Origin of the sequence: Shewanella sp. SW1, from assembly GCF_025653545.1 — a bacterium.
GTDB classification, from domain to species: Bacteria; Pseudomonadota; Gammaproteobacteria; order Enterobacterales; family Shewanellaceae; genus Shewanella; species Shewanella oncorhynchi.
The window spans coordinates 88,390-106,595 of the sequence record NZ_JAKKSG010000009.1 but is presented as its reverse complement, the minus strand read 5'-3'; the positions used below and the strand labels follow the sequence as shown (position 1 = coordinate 106,595).

Annotated in this window: 18 protein-coding genes; 12 read left to right on the top strand and 6 right to left on the bottom strand. The window is 43.6% G+C overall.

Going from position 1 to position 18,206, the window contains the following annotated elements; all coding sequences use genetic code 11:
* Positions 1-10: 10 nt before the first annotated feature.
* Genes L5M71_RS10025 through L5M71_RS10015 form a run of 3 tightly spaced genes read left to right on the top strand, consistent with a single transcriptional unit; the run spans position 11 to position 2,287 of the window.
* Entirely contained in the window at positions 11-415 is a 405-nt protein-coding gene (locus tag L5M71_RS10025; protein ID WP_037428129.1) for an ExbD/TolR family protein, read from the top strand.
* A 1-nt stretch (position 416) separates the two neighbouring features.
* A complete protein-coding gene (locus L5M71_RS10020; protein ID WP_131524316.1) occupies positions 417-1,040 on the top strand; it encodes an energy transducer TonB in 624 nt (207 codons plus the stop codon).
* Positions 1,040-2,287 (top strand): tetratricopeptide repeat protein, encoded by a 1,248-nt coding sequence (locus L5M71_RS10015; protein ID WP_131524317.1) that lies wholly within the window; start codon positions 1,040-1,042, stop codon positions 2,285-2,287. The genes L5M71_RS10020 and L5M71_RS10015 overlap by 1 nt, the downstream gene beginning before the upstream one ends.
* Before the next feature lie 71 nt (positions 2,288-2,358).
* Here L5M71_RS10015 and L5M71_RS10010 read toward each other — a convergent pair whose 3' ends face one another.
* Positions 2,359-2,868, bottom strand: coding sequence for a diguanylate cyclase domain-containing protein (locus tag L5M71_RS10010; protein WP_028760435.1), 510 nt, complete (start codon positions 2,866-2,868; stop codon positions 2,359-2,361).
* 79 nt (positions 2,869-2,947) lie between these two features.
* On the opposite strand from L5M71_RS10010, the gene L5M71_RS10005 reads away from it, so the two are divergent.
* From L5M71_RS10005 to L5M71_RS09985, 5 genes are all read left to right on the top strand, one after another.
* Positions 2,948-4,777 carry a DUF885 domain-containing protein gene (locus L5M71_RS10005; RefSeq protein WP_263205627.1) on the top strand — a complete coding sequence of 610 codons (1,830 nt, stop codon included), beginning with the start codon at positions 2,948-2,950 and terminating at the stop codon, positions 4,775-4,777.
* 171 nt (positions 4,778-4,948) lie between these two features.
* Entirely contained in the window at positions 4,949-5,227 is a 279-nt protein-coding gene (locus tag L5M71_RS10000; protein ID WP_028760433.1) for a peptidylprolyl isomerase, read from the top strand.
* Between the two features lie 83 nt (positions 5,228-5,310).
* A complete protein-coding gene (locus L5M71_RS09995) occupies positions 5,311-5,847 on the top strand; it encodes a GNAT family N-acetyltransferase (protein ID WP_263205625.1) in 537 nt (178 codons plus the stop codon).
* A gap of 74 nt (positions 5,848-5,921) precedes the next feature.
* A complete protein-coding gene (locus tag L5M71_RS09990; RefSeq protein ID WP_006081165.1) occupies positions 5,922-6,152 on the top strand; it encodes an RNA-binding S4 domain-containing protein in 231 nt (76 codons plus the stop codon).
* 21 nt (positions 6,153-6,173) lie between these two features.
* The gene (locus L5M71_RS09985) at positions 6,174-6,569 is read left to right on the top strand and encodes a ribonuclease E inhibitor RraB (RefSeq protein ID WP_105252914.1); all 396 of its coding nucleotides are present in this window, start codon (positions 6,174-6,176) and stop codon (positions 6,567-6,569) included.
* 153 nt (positions 6,570-6,722) lie between these two features.
* Here the strand turns inward: L5M71_RS09985 and L5M71_RS09980 are convergent, their stop codons facing one another.
* A complete protein-coding gene (locus L5M71_RS09980; RefSeq protein WP_263205621.1) occupies positions 6,723-7,610 on the bottom strand; it encodes a LysR family transcriptional regulator in 888 nt (295 codons plus the stop codon).
* A gap of 156 nt (positions 7,611-7,766) precedes the next feature.
* Between L5M71_RS09980 and L5M71_RS09975 the strand changes: the two genes are divergently transcribed.
* The 4 genes from L5M71_RS09975 (at position 7,767) to L5M71_RS09960 (ending at position 14,688) form a co-directional block, all read left to right on the top strand.
* Positions 7,767-8,540, top strand: coding sequence for a TSUP family transporter (locus tag L5M71_RS09975; protein WP_028760428.1), 774 nt, complete (start codon positions 7,767-7,769; stop codon positions 8,538-8,540).
* Positions 8,541-8,923: 383 nt separating this feature from the next.
* The gene (locus L5M71_RS09970) at positions 8,924-10,069 is read left to right on the top strand and encodes an exonuclease SbcCD subunit D (RefSeq protein WP_263205619.1); all 1,146 of its coding nucleotides are present in this window, start codon (positions 8,924-8,926) and stop codon (positions 10,067-10,069) included.
* Positions 10,066-13,122, top strand: coding sequence for an AAA family ATPase (locus L5M71_RS09965; RefSeq protein ID WP_263205616.1), 3,057 nt, complete (start codon positions 10,066-10,068; stop codon positions 13,120-13,122). The genes L5M71_RS09970 and L5M71_RS09965 overlap by 4 nt, the downstream gene beginning before the upstream one ends.
* Positions 13,123-13,386: 264 nt before the next feature.
* Complete coding sequence (locus L5M71_RS09960) at positions 13,387-14,688, top strand: peptidoglycan DD-metalloendopeptidase family protein (RefSeq protein WP_113938827.1); 1,302 nt, start codon at positions 13,387-13,389, stop codon at positions 14,686-14,688.
* A 372-nt stretch (positions 14,689-15,060) separates the two neighbouring features.
* Here L5M71_RS09960 and L5M71_RS09955 read toward each other — a convergent pair whose 3' ends face one another.
* The 4 genes from L5M71_RS09955 to L5M71_RS09940 form a co-directional block, all read right to left on the bottom strand.
* A complete protein-coding gene (locus L5M71_RS09955; RefSeq protein ID WP_317630042.1) occupies positions 15,061-15,516 on the bottom strand; it encodes a hypothetical protein in 456 nt (151 codons plus the stop codon).
* A gap of 90 nt (positions 15,517-15,606) precedes the next feature.
* A complete protein-coding gene (locus tag L5M71_RS09950; protein ID WP_028760423.1) occupies positions 15,607-16,131 on the bottom strand; it encodes a M48 family metallopeptidase in 525 nt (174 codons plus the stop codon).
* Positions 16,132-16,179: 48 nt separating this feature from the next.
* Positions 16,180-16,617: a DUF3010 family protein gene (locus L5M71_RS09945; protein ID WP_028760422.1), complete on the bottom strand. Its 438-nt coding sequence runs from the start codon at positions 16,615-16,617 to the stop codon at positions 16,180-16,182.
* Between the two features lie 203 nt (positions 16,618-16,820).
* Positions 16,821-18,176, bottom strand: coding sequence for a DEAD/DEAH box helicase (locus L5M71_RS09940; protein WP_263205612.1), 1,356 nt, complete (start codon positions 18,174-18,176; stop codon positions 16,821-16,823).
* Positions 18,177-18,206: the final 30 nt, after the last annotated feature.

Here is an 18,206-nt window from a genome sequence, read left to right as displayed (position 1 = left end):
GAGATTGAACATGGCACGTAAAAAGCATTCCAGTGTAGACGAGGAAGCGCAAATTGATATGACACCGATGCTCGACATCGTGTTTATCATGTTGATCTTCTTCATTGTAACAACGTCATTTGTGAAACCTTCTGGTTTGGATTATAACAAACCAAAAGCTTCGCAAGCGACTTCAAAGCCTTCGGCTAACATCTTTATCGGCGTCAGTAAAACAGGCGTGATCATGATGGAGAACCGTCAGGTTGATATCGAACGTGTAACGGCAAACGTTGAGCGCATGCTGGCTGAAGCTCCTGAAGCTGCTGTATTGATTCAGGCTGATAAAGACGCAATGCACGGCTTAGTTGTTAAAGTTCTAGACCAAGTCAAAGCGGCTGGTATAGATAAAATTTCGGTATCTGCGGGGAACGATTAATATGCTAAGAGCACTAGTATCGATCATTATTGGTGCTGCTGTGACTTTTGGTCTGTTCGCTTTTATGGCGTTCTTGGTCGGTGGCGGCGCACAGCGCGGCGAAACATCGGCCGAGACCCCTGTAATTGAAATCACTATGGATAGACAGGATTCAAAAGCACAGAATAAGCCAAGGGTAGTGCCTAAGCCGCCGCCACCGCCAGAACAGCCACAGAAGCCTGAGGCAACGCCGCCAGAATCTTCGAGCAATATTGACACAGCAATGTCGTTCAATATGGGTGGTGTAGAAGCAGGTGGTCCAAGTACCGGTTTTAAATTAGGCAATATGATGACTCGCGATGGTGATGCTACACCTATCGTTCGTATCGAACCTCAGTATCCAATTGCTGCGGCGCGTGATGGTAAAGAAGGTTGGGTACAACTTCGTTTTACCATTAACGAACTCGGTGGTATCGACGACGTTGAAGTTATTCAAGCAGAACCAAAACGCTTATTTGATAAAGAAGCTATTCGTGCACTGAAGAAGTGGAAGTACAAGCCTAAGATTGTTGATGGCAAGCCATTGAAACAACCTGGTATGACAGTACAACTAGACTTCACCTTAGATAAAGGAGGCAACCAATAATGCGTAATGTTAATAAAATCGCAGTTCTATTATTGCTTTCTGTTTGTGGAGGTTCATTAACTCTTTCATCTGCAGTCGCAGAAGAAAAGTGTGCTATCGACAAACGTCAATCTAAAGCCGTGGGCGAAGGTGCGGCGAAGAAAGTTCAGAAGTCATTTGAAGCTTATACCAATGGTCAGGTCGATGAAGCTATTGCTATTTTGCTAGAGGCAAATGCCAAGAACGACTTCGATAAAGCCTATGTTGCACGTATGTTGGGTAACTTTTATGCCGAGAAAGGCAAAATGGATACCGCGATCAAGTACCTAAAACAAGCTGTTGAAGCTGATATTTTAGGTGGTACAGATCATGCTGCAACTATGCGTCTTTATGCTGATTTGCTATTACAAGAGAAAAAGTTTAAGGAAGCGATTCCTTATTATTACAAGTGGATGGAATTTACTTGTAAATCCGATTCTCAAATGTATCGCCGTATTGGTATTGCGCATTCAGAACTTAAACAGTGGGATAAAGTGATTGAAGTGGCCGACAAAGGTCTTTCATTAGCTGAAGCTCCTGACAAAGGTCTGTATCAAATGAAACTGACAGCTTACTTCAATCAGAAGAAGTACAAGAAAGCTGTTGGCGTGTTAGAAGTCATGGTGCCTTTATTCCCGGATGATGGCAGATTGTGGGTTCAATTAGCACAGTTTTATTTGATGGTTGAAGACTATGACAAGTCTCTTGCAACTTACGATTTGGCTTATAGAAATGGTTTCTTAGATAGCGCGGGCAACATTACGCGTTTAGCGCAGTTAATGGCACAAAAAGGTGCTCCTTATCAAGCTGCTAAAATTTATCAGAAACATATGAAATCAGGCATGATCGCTGAGGACGCCAAGTCTTTAGAGATTTTGGCGGGTTTCTATCAAAATGCGAAAGAGTTTAAGCAAGCTGCTGAGTATTACGGTAAAGCTGCAGCCATCACCAATGATGGCAAAACTTACTTGAAACAAGGTCGCTTATTAAACTTGAATGAACAATATACAGCAGCGATCCCTGTGCTTGAAAAAGCCATATCAATGGGTATTGATCATCCTGGTGAAGCAAACTTCGAATTAGCTTTGGCTCATTTAAGTTTGAAACAGTATAAGTCGGCTTATAACCGTGCAGTGTTAGCTGCTAATGATAAGAAGACACAGAAGAGTGCAAATAGCTATATCTCTTATATTAAAGAGAAAGCACGTATGCATAATGTCACGCTGTAATTACTTCGCAGTTTAGTGTTTGAATTGAAAAGCCCCGTAAGGGGCTTTTTCTTTGGTATCAATAAACCTATTTACTGTAAGCGGATTAAAGCTTGGGATTGATCATGATTTTTTTCAAGCTGTTGTGAAAGTTGGCTGACATTACTGAAGAGTGACTCTATTTTACTTTCCTGTGTAGGTAGGCAAATACAGGCAGCCAGTTTATAGTCGATTGTCAGTTTATGATGTTTACCAAAATCTTGATTAAAGTCAGATATTTGTTGTTCTATTCGCTTTAACACTACTTCCGTTCCCACCTCATCTATATTGAACAAACCCAACGCAAAGTGATTGTGATCTAGCCTAGCAATCATATCTGTTGCTCTTAATAGCGCTTCTTGCACTTGTTTAGTAAAGAATTCGAGTAAATGGGGTTGTTTGACGGTTTCATGTATGTGAGGGCACAGATACAATAGTGCCAAGCTTTGGTGGTCTCTCATGTGACGATGCCATTCTCGGTTGAATACTTCCATGAAATAGGTTTGGTTATAGACTCCAGTTTCAGGATCCCTGAAACCTGAGTTGCGGAACGAGTAGATCATAGATTAACTCCGATAGCAGACCTTGAACTAAGTATAGAAACAGTTCTGCAATAGCGGGCCAAAAAGGAGAAATATTAAAATGAAATTGGGTTTATTGGCAGGTTCGATAGCGTTAATCTTCACCCTTCAAGGTTGTTCTAAGCCTGAAGCCACTGCAGTTCAAGAAAATAGCTCGGCTAATACGACAGCTGTGCAGGGCGAAACTCAAACGGCAGAGCAGCGTTACTTAGCGCTTGTGGATGCTTATTTTAACGATTACCTAAAGCTTGAGCCCATCTACGCCACTTTTGTCGGCGTTAATGACTATAACGCCGATTTCGGCGGAGATTTAACTGAGGATTACCTTAAGGCTCGTCATGATCTTAACACTCACTATTTAGCTCAGGTGCGTGCGATAGATCCAAAGCAACTGCCTGCGGATCTACAGTTGAGTTATGACCTGTTCGTCTATGACCGTGATATGGCGTTAGTGGACGAAACTTTCCCTTCACGCTTTATGCCGATAAGCCAGTTCTATAGCACTGTCATTACTATGGTGCAGCTGGGAAGTGGCGAAAGTGCACAACCTTTTAAGACTGTCCAAGATTATCGTAATTGGGAACAGAGAGTCGATGGTTTCATCAAGTGGGTCGCACTTGCTGAAAATCGTATGAATCAAGGTATTGAAAGTAAAGTGGTACTACCTCGAGTGTTGGTAGAGCGCATTATTCCTCAGTTAGATGCTATGTTAACGACGGATGCGACTCAGAGCATTTTTTACTCGCCAATCCAGCATTTTCCCGAAAGTTTTTCAGAGCAAGATAAAGCGGAATTGACCACCCGTTATCAAGCCATGATAGCCGAACGTATCGTGCCAGCGTTAACGAACTTACGCGATTACTTTAAGCAAACCTATTTACCTAAATCGCGGGCGACTGATGGTTGGTCAGGTTTGCCTAACGGTAAAGCTTGGTATCAGCATCTGGCGAACTCACATACGACCACCACTATGTCTGTAGATGAAATTCATCAAATTGGTTTAGGTGAAGTGGCGCGAATTTTATCTGAGATGGATAAGGTGCGTGAGCAGGTTGGTTTTAAGGGTGATTTGAAGGCGTTTTTTGCGTCTTTATCTTCAGAGCCGCAGTATTTCTATAGCGATCGCCAAGGTTTGATTGATGGTTATATGGTGTTGAAAGATAAAATCAATCATGTCTTACCTAACTACTTTAATGTGATGCCAAAGGCTGATTACGTGGTTAAGCCGGTTGAAAGTTTTAGAGAACAATCAGCAGCGGGAGCCTCTTATGAAGCGCCAGCGGTGGATGGCAGCCGTCCAGGGGTGTTTTATATCAACACTTATAACCTCAAAGCACAGCCTAAGTGGGGGATGACGACTTTATCTTTGCACGAAGCCGCTCCTGGGCATCACTTCCAAATCGCGATCAAACAAGAGCTGACTGGTGTGCCTGAGTTCCAGCGTTTTAGCGGTTATACCGCTTTCGAGGAAGGTTGGGCACTTTATGCTGAATACTTAGGTATTGAGATGGGGCTATTTACCGATCCTTACCAGTATTTTGGTAAGCTTTCCGATGAAATGCTGCGTGCAATGCGCTTAGTGGTTGATACAGGCCTTCATTCTAAAGGTTGGAGTCGTGAACAGGCGATTCAGTACATGAAAGACAACTCGCCTATGGCTGAGAGTGACATAGTCGCTGAAGCGGAGCGCTATATGGCGATCCCTGGTCAAGCTTTGTCTTACAAGGTCGGTCAGTTGAAGATTTTGGCACTGCGTGCCCGCGCAGAAAAAGCCTTGGGTGATAAATTTGATTTAAAAGCATTCCACGATCAAATCCTCACCTCAGGTTCATTACCCATGGCGGTCATGGAAAACAAGATCGATCGTTGGATTGCGTCGAAACAAGCTTAGCCGTGTAAGGTGCCGTTACTTGACTTTGTTGTCAGTGACGGCATTTTAAGACTTTTTTATTCAACAGAAAGTTTTTATACTGTTGATTCAAAACCTGTTAAAACGAATGTTTTAGTGGGAACTCAATGATATTTGGGGCAAATGTCTCATGATCCTTACAGGAGTTTTACTATGGTCCAGGCAACAGCAAGACATTTGTTAGTTAGCAGTGAAGAGCAGTGTCAAGCGCTGAAACAGCAAATAATGGAAGGCGCAGATTTTGCTCAAATTGCTCGCGCGCACTCTTCTTGCCCATCAGGTGCCCAAGGCGGCGAATTGGGGTCATTTGGTCCTGGCATGATGGTCAGAGAGTTTGATGAAGTGGTTTTTAGTGCACCATTAAACGAAGTACAAGGCCCCGTGAAAACGCAATTTGGCTTTCATTTACTTGAAGTGACCAGCCGCGCGTAAGTTTTACCGCTTATCTAATACAGCTTGTTTGATACGGCAGCGTTTGCTGCCGTTTTGTTTTATATGCTCATCACGGAGTCACTATGCTGGAACTCTACACTGATAGATTGAAACTCAGGAGCTTACAAGATAGTGATTGGGAACATTTTTATGCACTGCATAACGATCCTGAGATTAATCGTTTTGTACGCGTTCCAGAGTCGCAAGAGGTGATCCGCTGTAAGTTTCAGCAGCGTTCCGATACTTGGTTCTACGGTTCTGGTGATTGGCTGACCTTAGTGATTGAGACAGTTGATACTGGGCAGTTTATTGGTTTAACGGGCCTTTATTGTCAAAGTTTCGAGGAACAGCGTGCCGAAGTGGGTTATTTACTGGCGGCCGAGGGCCACGGTAAAGGTTATGCGACTGAGAGTTTAATGGCGGTCATTGATTGGGCTTGTTTAAGTTTTAATGTACATAAATTTGTTGGCCATTGTGCTAAAGATAATCACGCATCGGCACGAGTACTAGAAAAGTGTGGTTTTCGGCTTGAAGGTTTGCTCAGGCAGCAATTCAAAATAGGTGAAAACTGGCTCGATGAATCAGCCTTTGGCCTACTCGCCGATGAAAGACGTCTCTAGCCAAATTATCTTCAGCGAATTTTGTACTGTGCTGGTATAATGTCGCAGGTTTATTTTTAGAAGGCGTGTATTAAGTGGCGCAAATTAATCAATTGGCTTTGCATTCTGGCGAAGATTTCATTGAATTGTACAAAGTATTAAAAGTGCAAGGCATGAGCAATGCAGGTGGTGAAGCCAAACATTTTATCGAGGAAGGTCAAGTCACTGTGAACGGTGAAGTTGAAACTCGTAAACGTAAAAAAATTATCGCGGGCGACATCGTCAGCTTTAATGGTGAATCAGTTCAAATCATTGCGGCAGAATAGCCTGAAACAGTGGAGCAAGAAATGCAATTTCCAGATGATGACAATGGTAAAATGCTGGCCGCAATGGCTGAAGCGGGAATCGATTTAACTAAAGAGTTAGATGTTGATTTCTTTTTGGTTTTTGACGACCAACGCGATGCTGAAACTGCGTTAGAAGAATTAACAAATTCTGACTTGGAAGGCGAGCTTGAGCTGAATCTGAATGATGAGCTTGGTAAGTGGGAAATCATTGTTTGTCTCAATATGGTGCCTGAGTACGATACATTGGTTGAACAAGAAGTCATGCTAAATGATTTTGCTGCCGAATTCGGCGGCATGACCGACGGTTGGGGCGTAATGCAACATCAAGACGGTGACGATGAGTTTATGGACGATGATGACCATGACCATGTTCACGGTGAACATTGCAATCACTAATTCTGATACGCTTTAAGTCTTGAATCTAATAAACCACCTTTTGGGTGGTTTTTTATTGATGTTTTTCTGCGCTCCGTTAGTGATCTCAATAGCCTCGTTTGGCACTTATAGCGTTATTGTGCCTCGCTTGAACTGAGATACGCTTAATGCAGATTAATGACGATAGGGTGCAAAAATCTCTAATAACCAGTCGATAAAAGCTTGAGCTTTTAACGGCAGGCTTGGGGATTTTGGGGTGAGTAAATAATATCGATAGGGACTGGTAAAGGGGGCGTTGAAGGGGATGACTAAGCTGCCATTTGCCAGTTGTTCTTCGATGAAGAATCGCGGAATAAGTGCTGCGCCCATGCCACTCGCTGCCGCTTGACTCAACATATAAAAATGCTCGACACCAAAGGTTTGTGCTTGGGTGAGTGTTAATCCCACCTTTTCCGCCCAATACTCCCAAAGTTCTGGTCTTGTGGTGTGTTTCAGTAACGTGACGTGATTAATGTCCTCGATATTTTGCAGCTTAGGCGCTAGCGAAGGCGCGCAAACTAAGCATAAATCCTCATCCATCAGCTTGATATAATTCGCGCCCTTAGGGATAACTGTGCTACTACGGATCGCAATATCATAACGACCTTGGCTAAAATCCACGGCAAAGTCGCCAATGGATAAGTCGACATACAAGTGTGGATGGCGGGATTTAAACTGCTCCATTCTTGGAATGAGCCAATTGATGGTTAAGCTTGGAAGCACATTGATGGCTAAGGTTTGCGGCTTAGTGGGCTGACGGCGCAAGTCACTTGTAGCACTAGATAATGTTTGCAGAGCGGCTTGAACATGGGGTAAATAGCGTTTGGCTTCATCGGTTAAACCAACTTTTTTGTGTAAGCGTACAAAGAGCGCAAAACCTAAATAATCCTCCAATACTCTGATTTGTTTGCTGACTGCGCCATGGGTGACATGCAACTCCTTGCTGGCTAATGTCATGCTCTGTAAACGTGCTGCGGCTTCGAAGGCACGGAGAGAATTGAGGGGTGGTAGTTCGGCAAACATTTTATTTCCTACTGCTGGAAAATCAGAACAGGACTCGGGATTTTGTGTGAGTTTATCTCACGCTGTGCCGACAATAACTCCTTTGCGTTTATTTGGCAAACGCAGTCTAATGTTCGGCAATCACTCTCTTTTTTATCAGAAGAATAATAAATCATCATGGAATTTGAACTGACTCTACAAATCGCAGCGATACTTTTTGCCGTCGCTATGGTGGCTGGTTTTATTGACTCAATCGCCGGTGGCGGAGGCTTGCTGACCATTCCTGCACTTATGTGGGCAGGCTTGCCGCCTGCGGTTGCCTTAGGGACAAATAAGCTGCAGGCCTGTGGCGGCAGTTTTTTTGCGAGTTTGTACTTTGTCCGTAAAGGGCTGGTTGATCTTAAATCCGTTAAGTTAGCCTTGATTTGTGCATTTATCGGTGCGGCATTGGGTACGATTCTAGTTCAACTCGTCGATACTGAAGTGCTGGAGTTGATGTTACCTTTTTTGATTTTGGCTATTGGTTGTTACTTTTTATTTTCGAAAAAGATTTCTGAAGATGATAAACATCAAGTGCTGACTCCTACCGCATTTGCCTTTACTGCAGCATTGGGCGTGGGATTATACGATGGCTTTTTTGGCCCTGGTACTGGGAGCTTTTTTGCGCTGGCCTTTGTATCGCTAGCGGGGTTTGGTTTGGCGAAGGCAACTGCACACGCAAAACTCCTTAATTTCTCCACTAACATTGCTTCGCTGATCTTCTTTGCCTTGGGCGGAAAAGTGATTTGGTTATTAGGATTAGTCATGCTGGCAGGGCAAGCGATTGGCGCAACCTTGGGTTCTCGTCTCGTGGTCACTAAAGGTACAAAGATTATCAAGCCATTGGTGGTGACTATGTCCCTTGCTATGAGTTTTAAACTTTTGGCGAGCCAATATAATTTATTTTCGTAAACTCTTTGATATTAAGCATTTTATAAAACTCACTCATCAATAGAAGCTCTTTAAGCTGCGCATGAGTGTATCTTAGTGGCGTCCATCTTGGCTCAAAAGTTAAGCTGAGGTGGATATCACCCAAAAGATCCGCCAAATGACGACTTAAAACGTCTCATCCTACTTTGAGTTAGGTGTACTCTTTCAAGTTTTTTGAATAGTATTACCTGTCATTTTTAATACACTTTTTAGGCTTCTTATTGTTTTGGTGTGTATTTTAAATATTGTGTACATATTTAATCCGATTGATTTAAGTGCAGTGTCTATCTTGCCAGTCTTATTTTGCATCGACGGGCGGCATGTGCGCTCGGGTTTAGCGCCACCACTTCTTTAAAAGAGCGATTATGAAATTTATCCACACCTCGGACTGGCACATAGGTCGTCAATTACACAATCAATCACTACTGGATGATCAAGCCTTTGTGCTCGAGCAAATTATTGCTCTAGCGGATGAACACAAGGTGGATGCCGTGATTGTGGCGGGGGATATTTATGACAGATCGATTCCGCCTGCGAATGCGGTTGCGCTGTTAGATGATGTGCTTAACCGCTTAGTGCATGATTTAGGCCTGCAAGTCATTATAATTGCAGGTAACCACGATGGTCACGAGCGCTTAGGTTTTGCAGCAAAACAAATGGCGGCAAGTGGGTTACATATTATTGGCCCTTTGAGTGCTGACATTCATCCCATTACTTTGTCGAGTTCAAGCGGTGATGTGGTGTTTTATCCCTTGCCCTATGCCGAACCTGCCACAGTGCGCCAAGTTTTTGAGTGTGAGGCGGCAAGCCATGAGGCCGCAATGACGCTATTGCTTGAACAAGTACGCCAGCACGATAGCCAAGGTTTGCCGAAAGTGGTGATAAGCCATTGTTTTTTGGATGGTGGCAGTGAGTCAGAATCTGAGCGACCACTGAGCATTGGTGGCGCCGATAAAATATCGCCAACGCTATTTACTGAGTTTGATTATGTCGCCCTTGGGCATTTGCACGGACCGCAATACAAAGGTGCAGAGCATGTGCGCTACTCAGGATCGATTTTGAAGTATTCCTTTAGCGAACAACATCAACATAAGTCGGTGACCTTAGTCGAACTTAGTGCGCAAACGCCGATTAAAATTAGTTTATTGCCATTAACGTCGATACGCGATGTCCGTATCTTAGAAGGGGAGTTAGCCACATTACTCGCCCAAGGTAAAACGGATATCAAGCGTGAGGACTACCTTATGGTCAGACTCCTTGATAAACATGCCATTTTAGATGCTATGGGAAAATTGAGAGCTGTTTACCCTAATGTGCTGCATTTAGAGCGGACTGGTCTGATGGCGGGGCAGCAACAAGTCACCTTGAGCCGAGATCATATCAAAAAAGGCGAGATGGACATGTTCCGTGACTTTTTCTCTCAAGTGTCCGGCGAGTCATTAACACAAGCACAGCAAGCCGTGATGGATGAACTCCTAACTAAGCTACACAATGAGGAGCGCCAAGCATGAGACCACTTAGCCTTTCCATGTCAGCCTTTGGCCCCTTTGCATCGACTCAAGAACTTGATTTTACGGCCTTAGGGACTAATCCGTTATTTTTGATTAATGGACCCACTGGTGCGGGTAAGACGACCTTGCTGGATGGTATTTGCTTTGCTCTCTATGGCAAAACCACAGGTAATGAGCGTGAAGGCAGCCAGATGCGCTGCGATATGGCCGATGATAGTCTGCTAACAGAAGTCACTTTTAGTTTTCAGTTGGGTAATAGCAGTTATCGTATTCGCCGTGTGCCAGAACAAGACAGGGTTAAAAAAAGCGGTGACGGCTCAACGGTGCAGAAGCCCGAAGCACAGTTATACAAGATAGACGCCGAGGGTAATGAAAGTTTGCTTGTTGCGAGCAAAGTTTCTGAGGCAACTGCTGAGATTGAAGCTTTAACTGGCCTCGATGTGGAGCAGTTTCGCCAAGTGATGGTGTTGCCACAGGGAAAGTTTCGCGAATTGTTAATGGCAGACTCTAAAGCCAGAGAACTGATATTTAGTCAGCTATTTCAAACGCATATATACCGACGTATTGAAGATTCCTTAAAAAGTAAGGCTGCAGATATCCGCGCCTTAGTGAAAGATCAACGCAGCCGCCGTGATGGCATCTTACAAAGTGCGGGTTTAGCATCCGATGACGAGCTTCGCTGTGAATTAGCCAAGCTTACGCCAGAACTTGAAACAGCCCAAAGTGCGAAAGAACAGGCATTACAGCAGCAACAATGGGTGATAAAAACCAGCGATGCCGCCCAGCATTTATTGGCCGAATTTGCGCAGTTTGATGCCTTAACTCAAACGGTTGCTGCGCTTGATGCACAGCAAGAAAACATGGCTGCGCAAACCTATAAACTGAATTTGGCTAAACAGGCGCAGCACTTGGCACCCATGCTTGAGGTGTTTGTGGCCCGTGAGCAGGAAGCCAAGGCGGCAAGTCTTGCCCTTGAATATGCGAAAACAGCATTAATCAATGCTAAAAAAGCCTTCGATAACGCAGAGCTTAAGGCTGCTGATTTGCCCGTGTTGGAAGCGTCGTTACTTGAACAGGAACAGGTTAAACAGCAACTGAATGCCTTAGGGCCGCAGCTCAGGGAATTGGATAGGCTTAATAAAACCCTTGAACAAGAGCAAACGCAGCTCATTAGCGCGAAAACACAACTTCAGAACAGCAAACATGAGTTAACCACCTTAGTCCAAAAACGCCGTGAATTAGAATCCGCTCTGCCGCAACTACAGGCCAACAGCGAAACTCGCCTCTCATTGCAACAAGCGCATCAGCAGCAACAGCAGTTATTGTCTACCTATCAGCAATGGCAACAAGTGGCGGCAAGGGTATCGTCGACACAGGCAAAACTTGTTGAGGCTAAAGTCAAAGGGCAACAACTCAGTGCTCAGCATCAGCAAGCACAGGTTGCATATAAAGCCTTATTGTTGACTTGGCATCAAGGGCAGGCAGCTATTTTAGCGCGGCAATTACAGCAAGATGAACCTTGCCCTGTTTGTGGTAGCCAAACACATCCACAGCCAGCACAAAGCCAAGAGCCGCTCCCAAGTGATGAAGCGCTGCAATTAGCACTAGAGGCTGAAACGAATGCTCAAGAAATCCTGAGCAAAGCCAGAGCGGAATATCGTGGGCTACAAACGCAGTTAGAAACCTTGCAACAGCAAGCACAAGATCTCGCGGTCCAATTGGGCACTGCGGTTGATATTCCTTTAGGCGAACATACACATACCTTGTCGCAATACGCTTTCTCACTCACTCAAGCGGAGCAAGCCCATCAGCAGTTACAGCTGTTACAGCAAGAGATTGCATTGTTGCACGCACAGGAAACGCATCTACAACAAAAACTAGAGCAAGGACAAACACACGACAGTGCACTGCAATCTAAAGTGGATATATTGCAGGGGCAGTTAGCGCACATGCAGCAAAGTGTTCCATCTGCGCTTGCAACGCTTGAGGCCTTAACTGCAGCAATCGCGCAAAATCAGCAAAGTATTAGCCAAATTAAGCAACAGATTGCTAGTGTTAGGGATCTCCAACAACAGACTGGCCAATCTTTTGTTGCGGCTAAAGCGGCACTTAATGGTGCTGAAAATGCTGCTGAGGCGGCATTAGCCCAGCAAACGCGTGCACAGCAGCAACTCAATCAGCAATTAGTCGCAGCAGGTTTTGCCGATCAACAGGCCTTATTTGAGGCCATGCTGGATGAAGAACAACAGCGTGCATTAGCCAGCGAAATTGAGGCTTACCAGCAGCGCAGTGCTTTGACCAAGGCACAGTGCGAGCAGTTAGCGCTTAAGCTTAAGGATAAAGTACTACCCGATAGCATTAAGCTGGCTGCTGAGTTTGAGTTCGCGCAGCAAGCATTACACGCTGCCGAGCAGGCATGGCAGTTGCTTCACACTCGCACAGTATTACTGATGCAAACCCAAACCCAGCTGAGTATTGCCGATGCAAAAGCTAAGGTTTTGGAAGATGAATATGCGGTTATCGGCACCCTTGCAGATGTCGCTAATGGAAATACAGGTAATAAGATCAGTCTGCAACGTTTTGTGTTAAGCGTACTGCTTGACGATGTGTTGTTAGAGGCAAGCCACAGGCTACACCTAGTGAGCAAAGGGCGTTATCGTTTACTACGTAAGGAAGATAGGGCCAAGGGCAACAAAGCTTCTGGGCTCGAACTAGAAGTAGAAGATGCTTATACCTCCAAAGTGCGTCCTGTGGCCACCTTAAGCGGTGGTGAAAGTTTTATGGCAGCATTATCTATGGCGTTAGGCCTATCTGATGTAGTGCAAGCCTATGCAGGTGGTATTAAACTCGATACTTTATTTATCGATGAAGGCTTTGGCAGTTTAGATCAAGATTCTTTAGAACTGGCCATTCGGACCCTGATGGATTTGCAATCCTCTGGCCGCATGATAGGGGTGATCTCGCACGTGTCGGAAATGAAAGAGCAGATAAATACCCGCATCGACATCAATAAAACCTCACATGGGAGCGAAATGACGATAGTTTTGCCTTAGTTGCTCATTCTCACAGAGTGCGATAAATAACAAATTGTTTTATAAGTGTTATTTATTGTATCTCCTGTGTGTTTAACATTCGGATAATACACACAAAGTGAGTTGGAAATGCCAACTAGCGCATGTTTTTCATTAATGGTGCAACAAAAGAGTGAAATAGCGTTTGTCATAATCGTTTTTTTGATATAAGTTGGAAAAAATTCGGGCTTCCCTCAAAGGGACTGGTCAAAAATAGAACGCAAAGTTAACGAAAGGTGAAAAGCGTTGCAAACAGGCAAACCCAACTTTATCAACTTATCGCAAACCCGTTTGCAGAACTTATCATCGACCCAAAAGAACATTCTATTAATGGGTAGTTTGTTGATGGGTGCTGCGATGTTGATGCCGAATAATAACCATGTTACGCCAACTGCTCAGCGTATCCCTGTTGTTCTCGATATTGAAAATATTCTCCCTCAAGTTTCTGAACCTGAAGTCCTAGATCAAGCTGCACTCATTAATAATGCTCCCCAGTTTGAGCGAATTATCGTTTCCGGTGATACCTTAAGTGGGTTATTTTCCAAGGCAGGTGTTGATCAGCAGACTATGTATAAGGTTTTAGAAGCTGATTTAAACATTTTGGCACTTGATACCTTGTTACCTGGTAACAGAATGCAATTTTGGCTTGATAGTGAAGGCCAGTTACAAAAATTAGAACTTTATTTTAACGCTGCCCGCCAAGTGGTTTTTACGCGTTATGAAGACGGTAGTTTTAATGTTGAAGAAGTGAACGTTGAAGGTGTTTGGCAAAATCGAATTTTGACTGGCGATATTAAAGGTTCTTTCTACGTTTCAGCCCAAAAAATGGGCTTAGCCGCTGCAGATATTCAGCGAATTGAAGATTTACTCAAAGAAAAATTGAATTTTGCCCGTGATTTACGAGCTGGCGACAAATTCTCAGTTTTGGTAAATGATCAATATGTTGAAGGTGAACCGACGGGAAGTAGCCAAATTTTAGGCGTCAGTATTAAAAGTGGCCGTTCTGAAATTAGTGCATATCAATATTCTGATGGTAGTTATTATGATGCTAAAGGTCAGAGTTTAGTTCGGGCATTCCAACGTTATCCGTTAGCTAAACAACCGCGTATGAGTTCACGTTTTAACAGCCATCGCAAACACCCAATCACAGGGCGTATTTCTCCCCATAATGGAACAGATTTTTCCGTGCCAATCGGGACTAAAGTTATTGCACCTGGTGATGGAATTGTCAGTTTAGTGACGGACCATCAGTTTGCTGGTAAGTATATTGTGATTGAACATGGTGGTAAGTACCGTACCCGTTACCTACATTTGTCTAAGGCGTTAGTGCGTAAAGGTCAACGTGTAACTCGCGGTCAAGTGATTGCTTTATCTGGTAATACAGGTCGTTCGACTGGTCCACATTTGCATTATGAATTCCATATCAATGGTAAACCTGTTGATCCGTTGAAAGCCGATATTCCTATGTCGAGCAAGTTAGCGAATCAAGATTTACGCACATTCACTAATATGGTGAAGAGTCGTGAAGCTATAATGAACTTAGGTTAGCCAAACCTAAGCTAATAGAATTTATAGTATCAAAGTTTGAATAAACAATAGCACTGACTTTCTAGAAGAGTTTATCAATGCCGATGAAATGAAAATTTCATCGGCATTTTTGTTTCCACAATACTTATTATGGTGGATATTTTCCTGCTATCACGAGTACTGTTCGAGTAGTATAAAAGCTTAAAATTTGTTCGATTCGAAGTCGTGGCGATAAAACATAAGGGGATAAAATAGGTTGGATCTTCAGTTAGAAGTGTTATAGCGAGTCATTCAAAAGGTTGTGAAGAGGAAAATTGTGCGGCTGAAGAGCTTATAACGTTTTTTATTAAGGACTGAACAGAGAACCAAATATGCAGTGCTAAATAGTGCCTATCAGCTTGCGTGGCGCCTTTGCATCACTTTTAATGCGCACTTGCACAATTTACCTTTTAATGCTGGACAGCCACCGCAGGGGGATTTTTTAAAGGGGCGTAATGCAAAGCTGTGTTCTGTGGGTAAAGGAGAAAGTCGAGTAATAATAGTCGATGGAAATGTCGCATCATTTGCGGCAATAAACTTAGCTTTTGCGAGTTTTAATTGTTTTTTGAGTGTTGACTTATTGCTATGGGCAAATTCTTGCTGAGCAATATGCTTAGAGAGTAATTGGGTGAGGTGCTTTCGTTGAGCCTTTTTATTCGTCAAAGATTTATCAGTCTGCGCGCGTAGATGTGATGAGGATGTAATAGCGTTCCCTGTGTTTGAAACAGATTTAACCTGTGTTTTGAGTAGCTTTTTAGCTTGCTTTTTACACCACTTGCTTAAGAGTTTGTCGATATTCTGTTTCGTCATTGTCATTACAGTATTTTGCTGCGCTAGATACTATAACATTCTAAATGAAAACTATTATCAGTCAAGTTTTGGGCGAAAAATATACGAAGGTCAGGTGTCGACTTTATCTGCAGAATAAGGGGATATGTTAGCGTCGATGCAAGTCAATAATAAGCGCAAATCAAATTCAAACTGGTGATAATCCGGCTCCATGTGGGTACACAAATTATAGAAAGCTTTGTTGTGATCTTTTTCTTTTAAATGGGCTAATTCATGTACGACGACCATACGCAACAAAGGTTCTGGCACACGCTTTAAACGCGAAGAAATGCGAATTTCGTTCTTCGCTTTGATTTTATTGCCTTGAACTCGTGCTACGTAGGAATGCAAGCCAAGTGCATGATGGCTAATATTAATTTTGTCATCAAATATCACTTTTGAGAGCGGTGAGGACTGGCGTAAAAATTGATTTTTAATCGTCTGAGTATAGTCGTACAGCGCTTTATCGCTACGAACGCTATGTATCACAGGATGACGTTTCAGCAATAGTTTGGGTAATGTGCCAGCATCGAGATGTTGCTGTACCTGCTGCTGAATATCAAGGCTGTAACCGTTTAAGTACTTTAATGGATTCATAGAGGATTTAGCTCCGAATGACTTCGGAGCCTGAGTTCATCACATTACTTATACTTTGCCAAAAATTCGGCGATTTTGATGGGCATAAGCGGCTTCGAAAGCTAACTGCTGTACTTTTTTAAGATCTAAACTATCGAAATCAACTTGGGGTGGATTGCGCTTGTTTTGCTCTTTGATAGTGACAGGAGACAATAGACTGACGGGTAATTCCCCTAATTGAATGGCTGCTTCAAGTTTAAAGCTTGTCGCTGAACCCGCGAGTTTACCTTTTTGCTCACGTTCTATGATGACAACTTCATCAACGCGATAATCTTGCATAAGCTTATGAAAAGCGAAGTGAAACTCACGAATAGCTTCTGTGGTAGCAGATTGGGAAACGGTGAAAGACACCTTGCGGCATTCTGGCACATTGAAGGTTTCACCTTCATAGCTCAATAAACTGATAATGGCTTCGCCACCTTTTAATTCAACACCACAAACTCTCATGTTACACCTTCAAAATATCGATAATAGCGCTATTGTAGCTGGAAATGACCTGAGGATCAGCGTTTACCATGCGCTTTTGATTCGCTTGGCGACAGACTGATAATTTTAGTATGTCAATTTCCAGTATTAGATCATGCCTATGTGATTTGTATCAGAGATAATATCTGATGTTAAATCCATCGGCATTTATGCATAAATTAGTTTTAAACTTCTTCAGTATCAATGTCTTGCAGTAATTGCGCCGCAGCAGGTTTTCTACGCATAGGAGCATCGCCGACATCCACGCCCGTGATGAAACGCTTATCCCGCGACGGTGCTGGTGTGATTGCTTTGGTTCTTTTGCTCTTACCTTTAGCAAGCTCCGCTTTAGCAACACGTTTTACTGGCGTCTGTTTAGCTTTGCTTTTTAGACCACTAAATTTAGCTTCGAGGCCTGGAATTGTGCTGATCTCAAAGGTTTTTCTGAGGAAGACTTGGACTTTCTTAAAGTTGTCCCAATCTTTTGGCCCGACGAGCGATATCGCATCACCTTTTGCGCCTGCACGACCAGTACGGCCGATACGATGCACGTATTCTTCGGCAAATTTAGGCATGTCGAAGTTAACGACCAAGGACACATTGAGCAAATCCAGACCACGAGAGGCGACATCGGTCGTCACTAGGACTTGTTGTTGGCCACGGGAAAATTGGTCCATGATTTGGTTGCGTGCGGCTTGCTTTAAATCACCGCTGAGTGCTGCGGTTGCAAAACCTTGCGCGGTTAATTTAGCAGCTAAGCGCTCTGTATCTGGGCGCGTCGCAGTAAAGATGATCACTTGTTTATGGGTTTCATCTTTGAGCAAACGGGCTAATAACGCTTCTTTATGGTCTAAGTGGTCACATAAAAAGATACGTTGATGAATATCGTTATGCTCAGAGTGAGCTGCGCCAATCGCCACATGCGCTGGATTTTTTAGTAATGTTGCTGCGATATCATTGATTTCATCGTGATCTAACGTGGCCGAAAACATCAGCGTTTGACGACGTTTATGATCGGCTGCATCGTTGATGGCTTTTAACTGCGGGGCAAAGCCTAAATCCAACATGCGGTCGGCTTCATCGAGGACTAATAACTCTAAGCCATTGAGAAAAAGGTGCTTCTGTTCTAAATGATCGGCGATACGGCCTGGAGTCGCGACAATAAAATGCGGTTCTTTCGCTAAGGCTTTGGCTTGGTCATTAAAGTTTTCACCGCCCAGTACGCTGATGGCCTTGTATTGGGTGTTGGCGACAAGTAGGCGAAGCTGACTATAAACCTGATGTGCTAGTTCGCGAGTCGGTAATAAAATCAAGACTCTAGGATCACGTTTCGACAGTGAGCGGGTAGAAATGACTCTTTGCAATGCGGGTAACAAAAACGCTAAGGTTTTACCTGAGCCCGTTTTTGATGACGCCATTAAATCTTTACCTGCCAATGCGATAGGCAGTGCTTGTTCCTGGATGGCGGTGGGTTCTGTGATCCCCATATGTTTTATGCTTTGAAGCAGACGCTGGTCCAGAGAAAAATCGGTAAATTGCAAAGGTATATCCCCTAAATCTTAGTAAGGGCA

What these genes read in the sequence shown, in the direction of transcription:
- L5M71_RS09970 (WP_263205619.1), top strand. Translation starts at nt 8,924, where the DNA reads ATGAAATTTATCCACACCTCGGACTGGCACATAGGTCGTCAATTACAC.
- L5M71_RS10020 (WP_131524316.1), top strand. Translation starts at nt 417, where the DNA reads ATGCTAAGAGCACTAGTATCGATCATTATTGGTGCTGCTGTGACTTTT.
- L5M71_RS10025 (WP_037428129.1), top strand. Translation starts at nt 11, where the DNA reads ATGGCACGTAAAAAGCATTCCAGTGTAGACGAGGAAGCGCAAATTGAT.
- L5M71_RS10010 (WP_028760435.1), bottom strand. Translation starts at nt 2,868, where the DNA reads ATGATCTACTCGTTCCGCAACTCAGGTTTCAGGGATCCTGAAACTGGA.
- L5M71_RS10005 (WP_263205627.1), top strand. Translation starts at nt 2,948, where the DNA reads ATGAAATTGGGTTTATTGGCAGGTTCGATAGCGTTAATCTTCACCCTT.
- L5M71_RS09980 (WP_263205621.1), bottom strand. Translation starts at nt 7,610, where the DNA reads ATGTTTGCCGAACTACCACCCCTCAATTCTCTCCGTGCCTTCGAAGCC.
- L5M71_RS09945 (WP_028760422.1), bottom strand. Translation starts at nt 16,617, where the DNA reads ATGAGAGTTTGTGGTGTTGAATTAAAAGGTGGCGAAGCCATTATCAGT.
- L5M71_RS09975 (WP_028760428.1), top strand. Translation starts at nt 7,767, where the DNA reads ATGGAATTTGAACTGACTCTACAAATCGCAGCGATACTTTTTGCCGTC.
- L5M71_RS09985 (WP_105252914.1), top strand. Translation starts at nt 6,174, where the DNA reads ATGCAATTTCCAGATGATGACAATGGTAAAATGCTGGCCGCAATGGCT.
- L5M71_RS10000 (WP_028760433.1), top strand. Translation starts at nt 4,949, where the DNA reads ATGGTCCAGGCAACAGCAAGACATTTGTTAGTTAGCAGTGAAGAGCAG.
- L5M71_RS09965 (WP_263205616.1), top strand. Translation starts at nt 10,066, where the DNA reads ATGAGACCACTTAGCCTTTCCATGTCAGCCTTTGGCCCCTTTGCATCG.
- L5M71_RS09950 (WP_028760423.1), bottom strand. Translation starts at nt 16,131, where the DNA reads ATGAATCCATTAAAGTACTTAAACGGTTACAGCCTTGATATTCAGCAG.
- L5M71_RS10015 (WP_131524317.1), top strand. Translation starts at nt 1,040, where the DNA reads ATGCGTAATGTTAATAAAATCGCAGTTCTATTATTGCTTTCTGTTTGT.
- L5M71_RS09995 (WP_263205625.1), top strand. Translation starts at nt 5,311, where the DNA reads ATGCTGGAACTCTACACTGATAGATTGAAACTCAGGAGCTTACAAGAT.
- L5M71_RS09955 (WP_317630042.1), bottom strand. Translation starts at nt 15,516, where the DNA reads ATGACGAAACAGAATATCGACAAACTCTTAAGCAAGTGGTGTAAAAAG.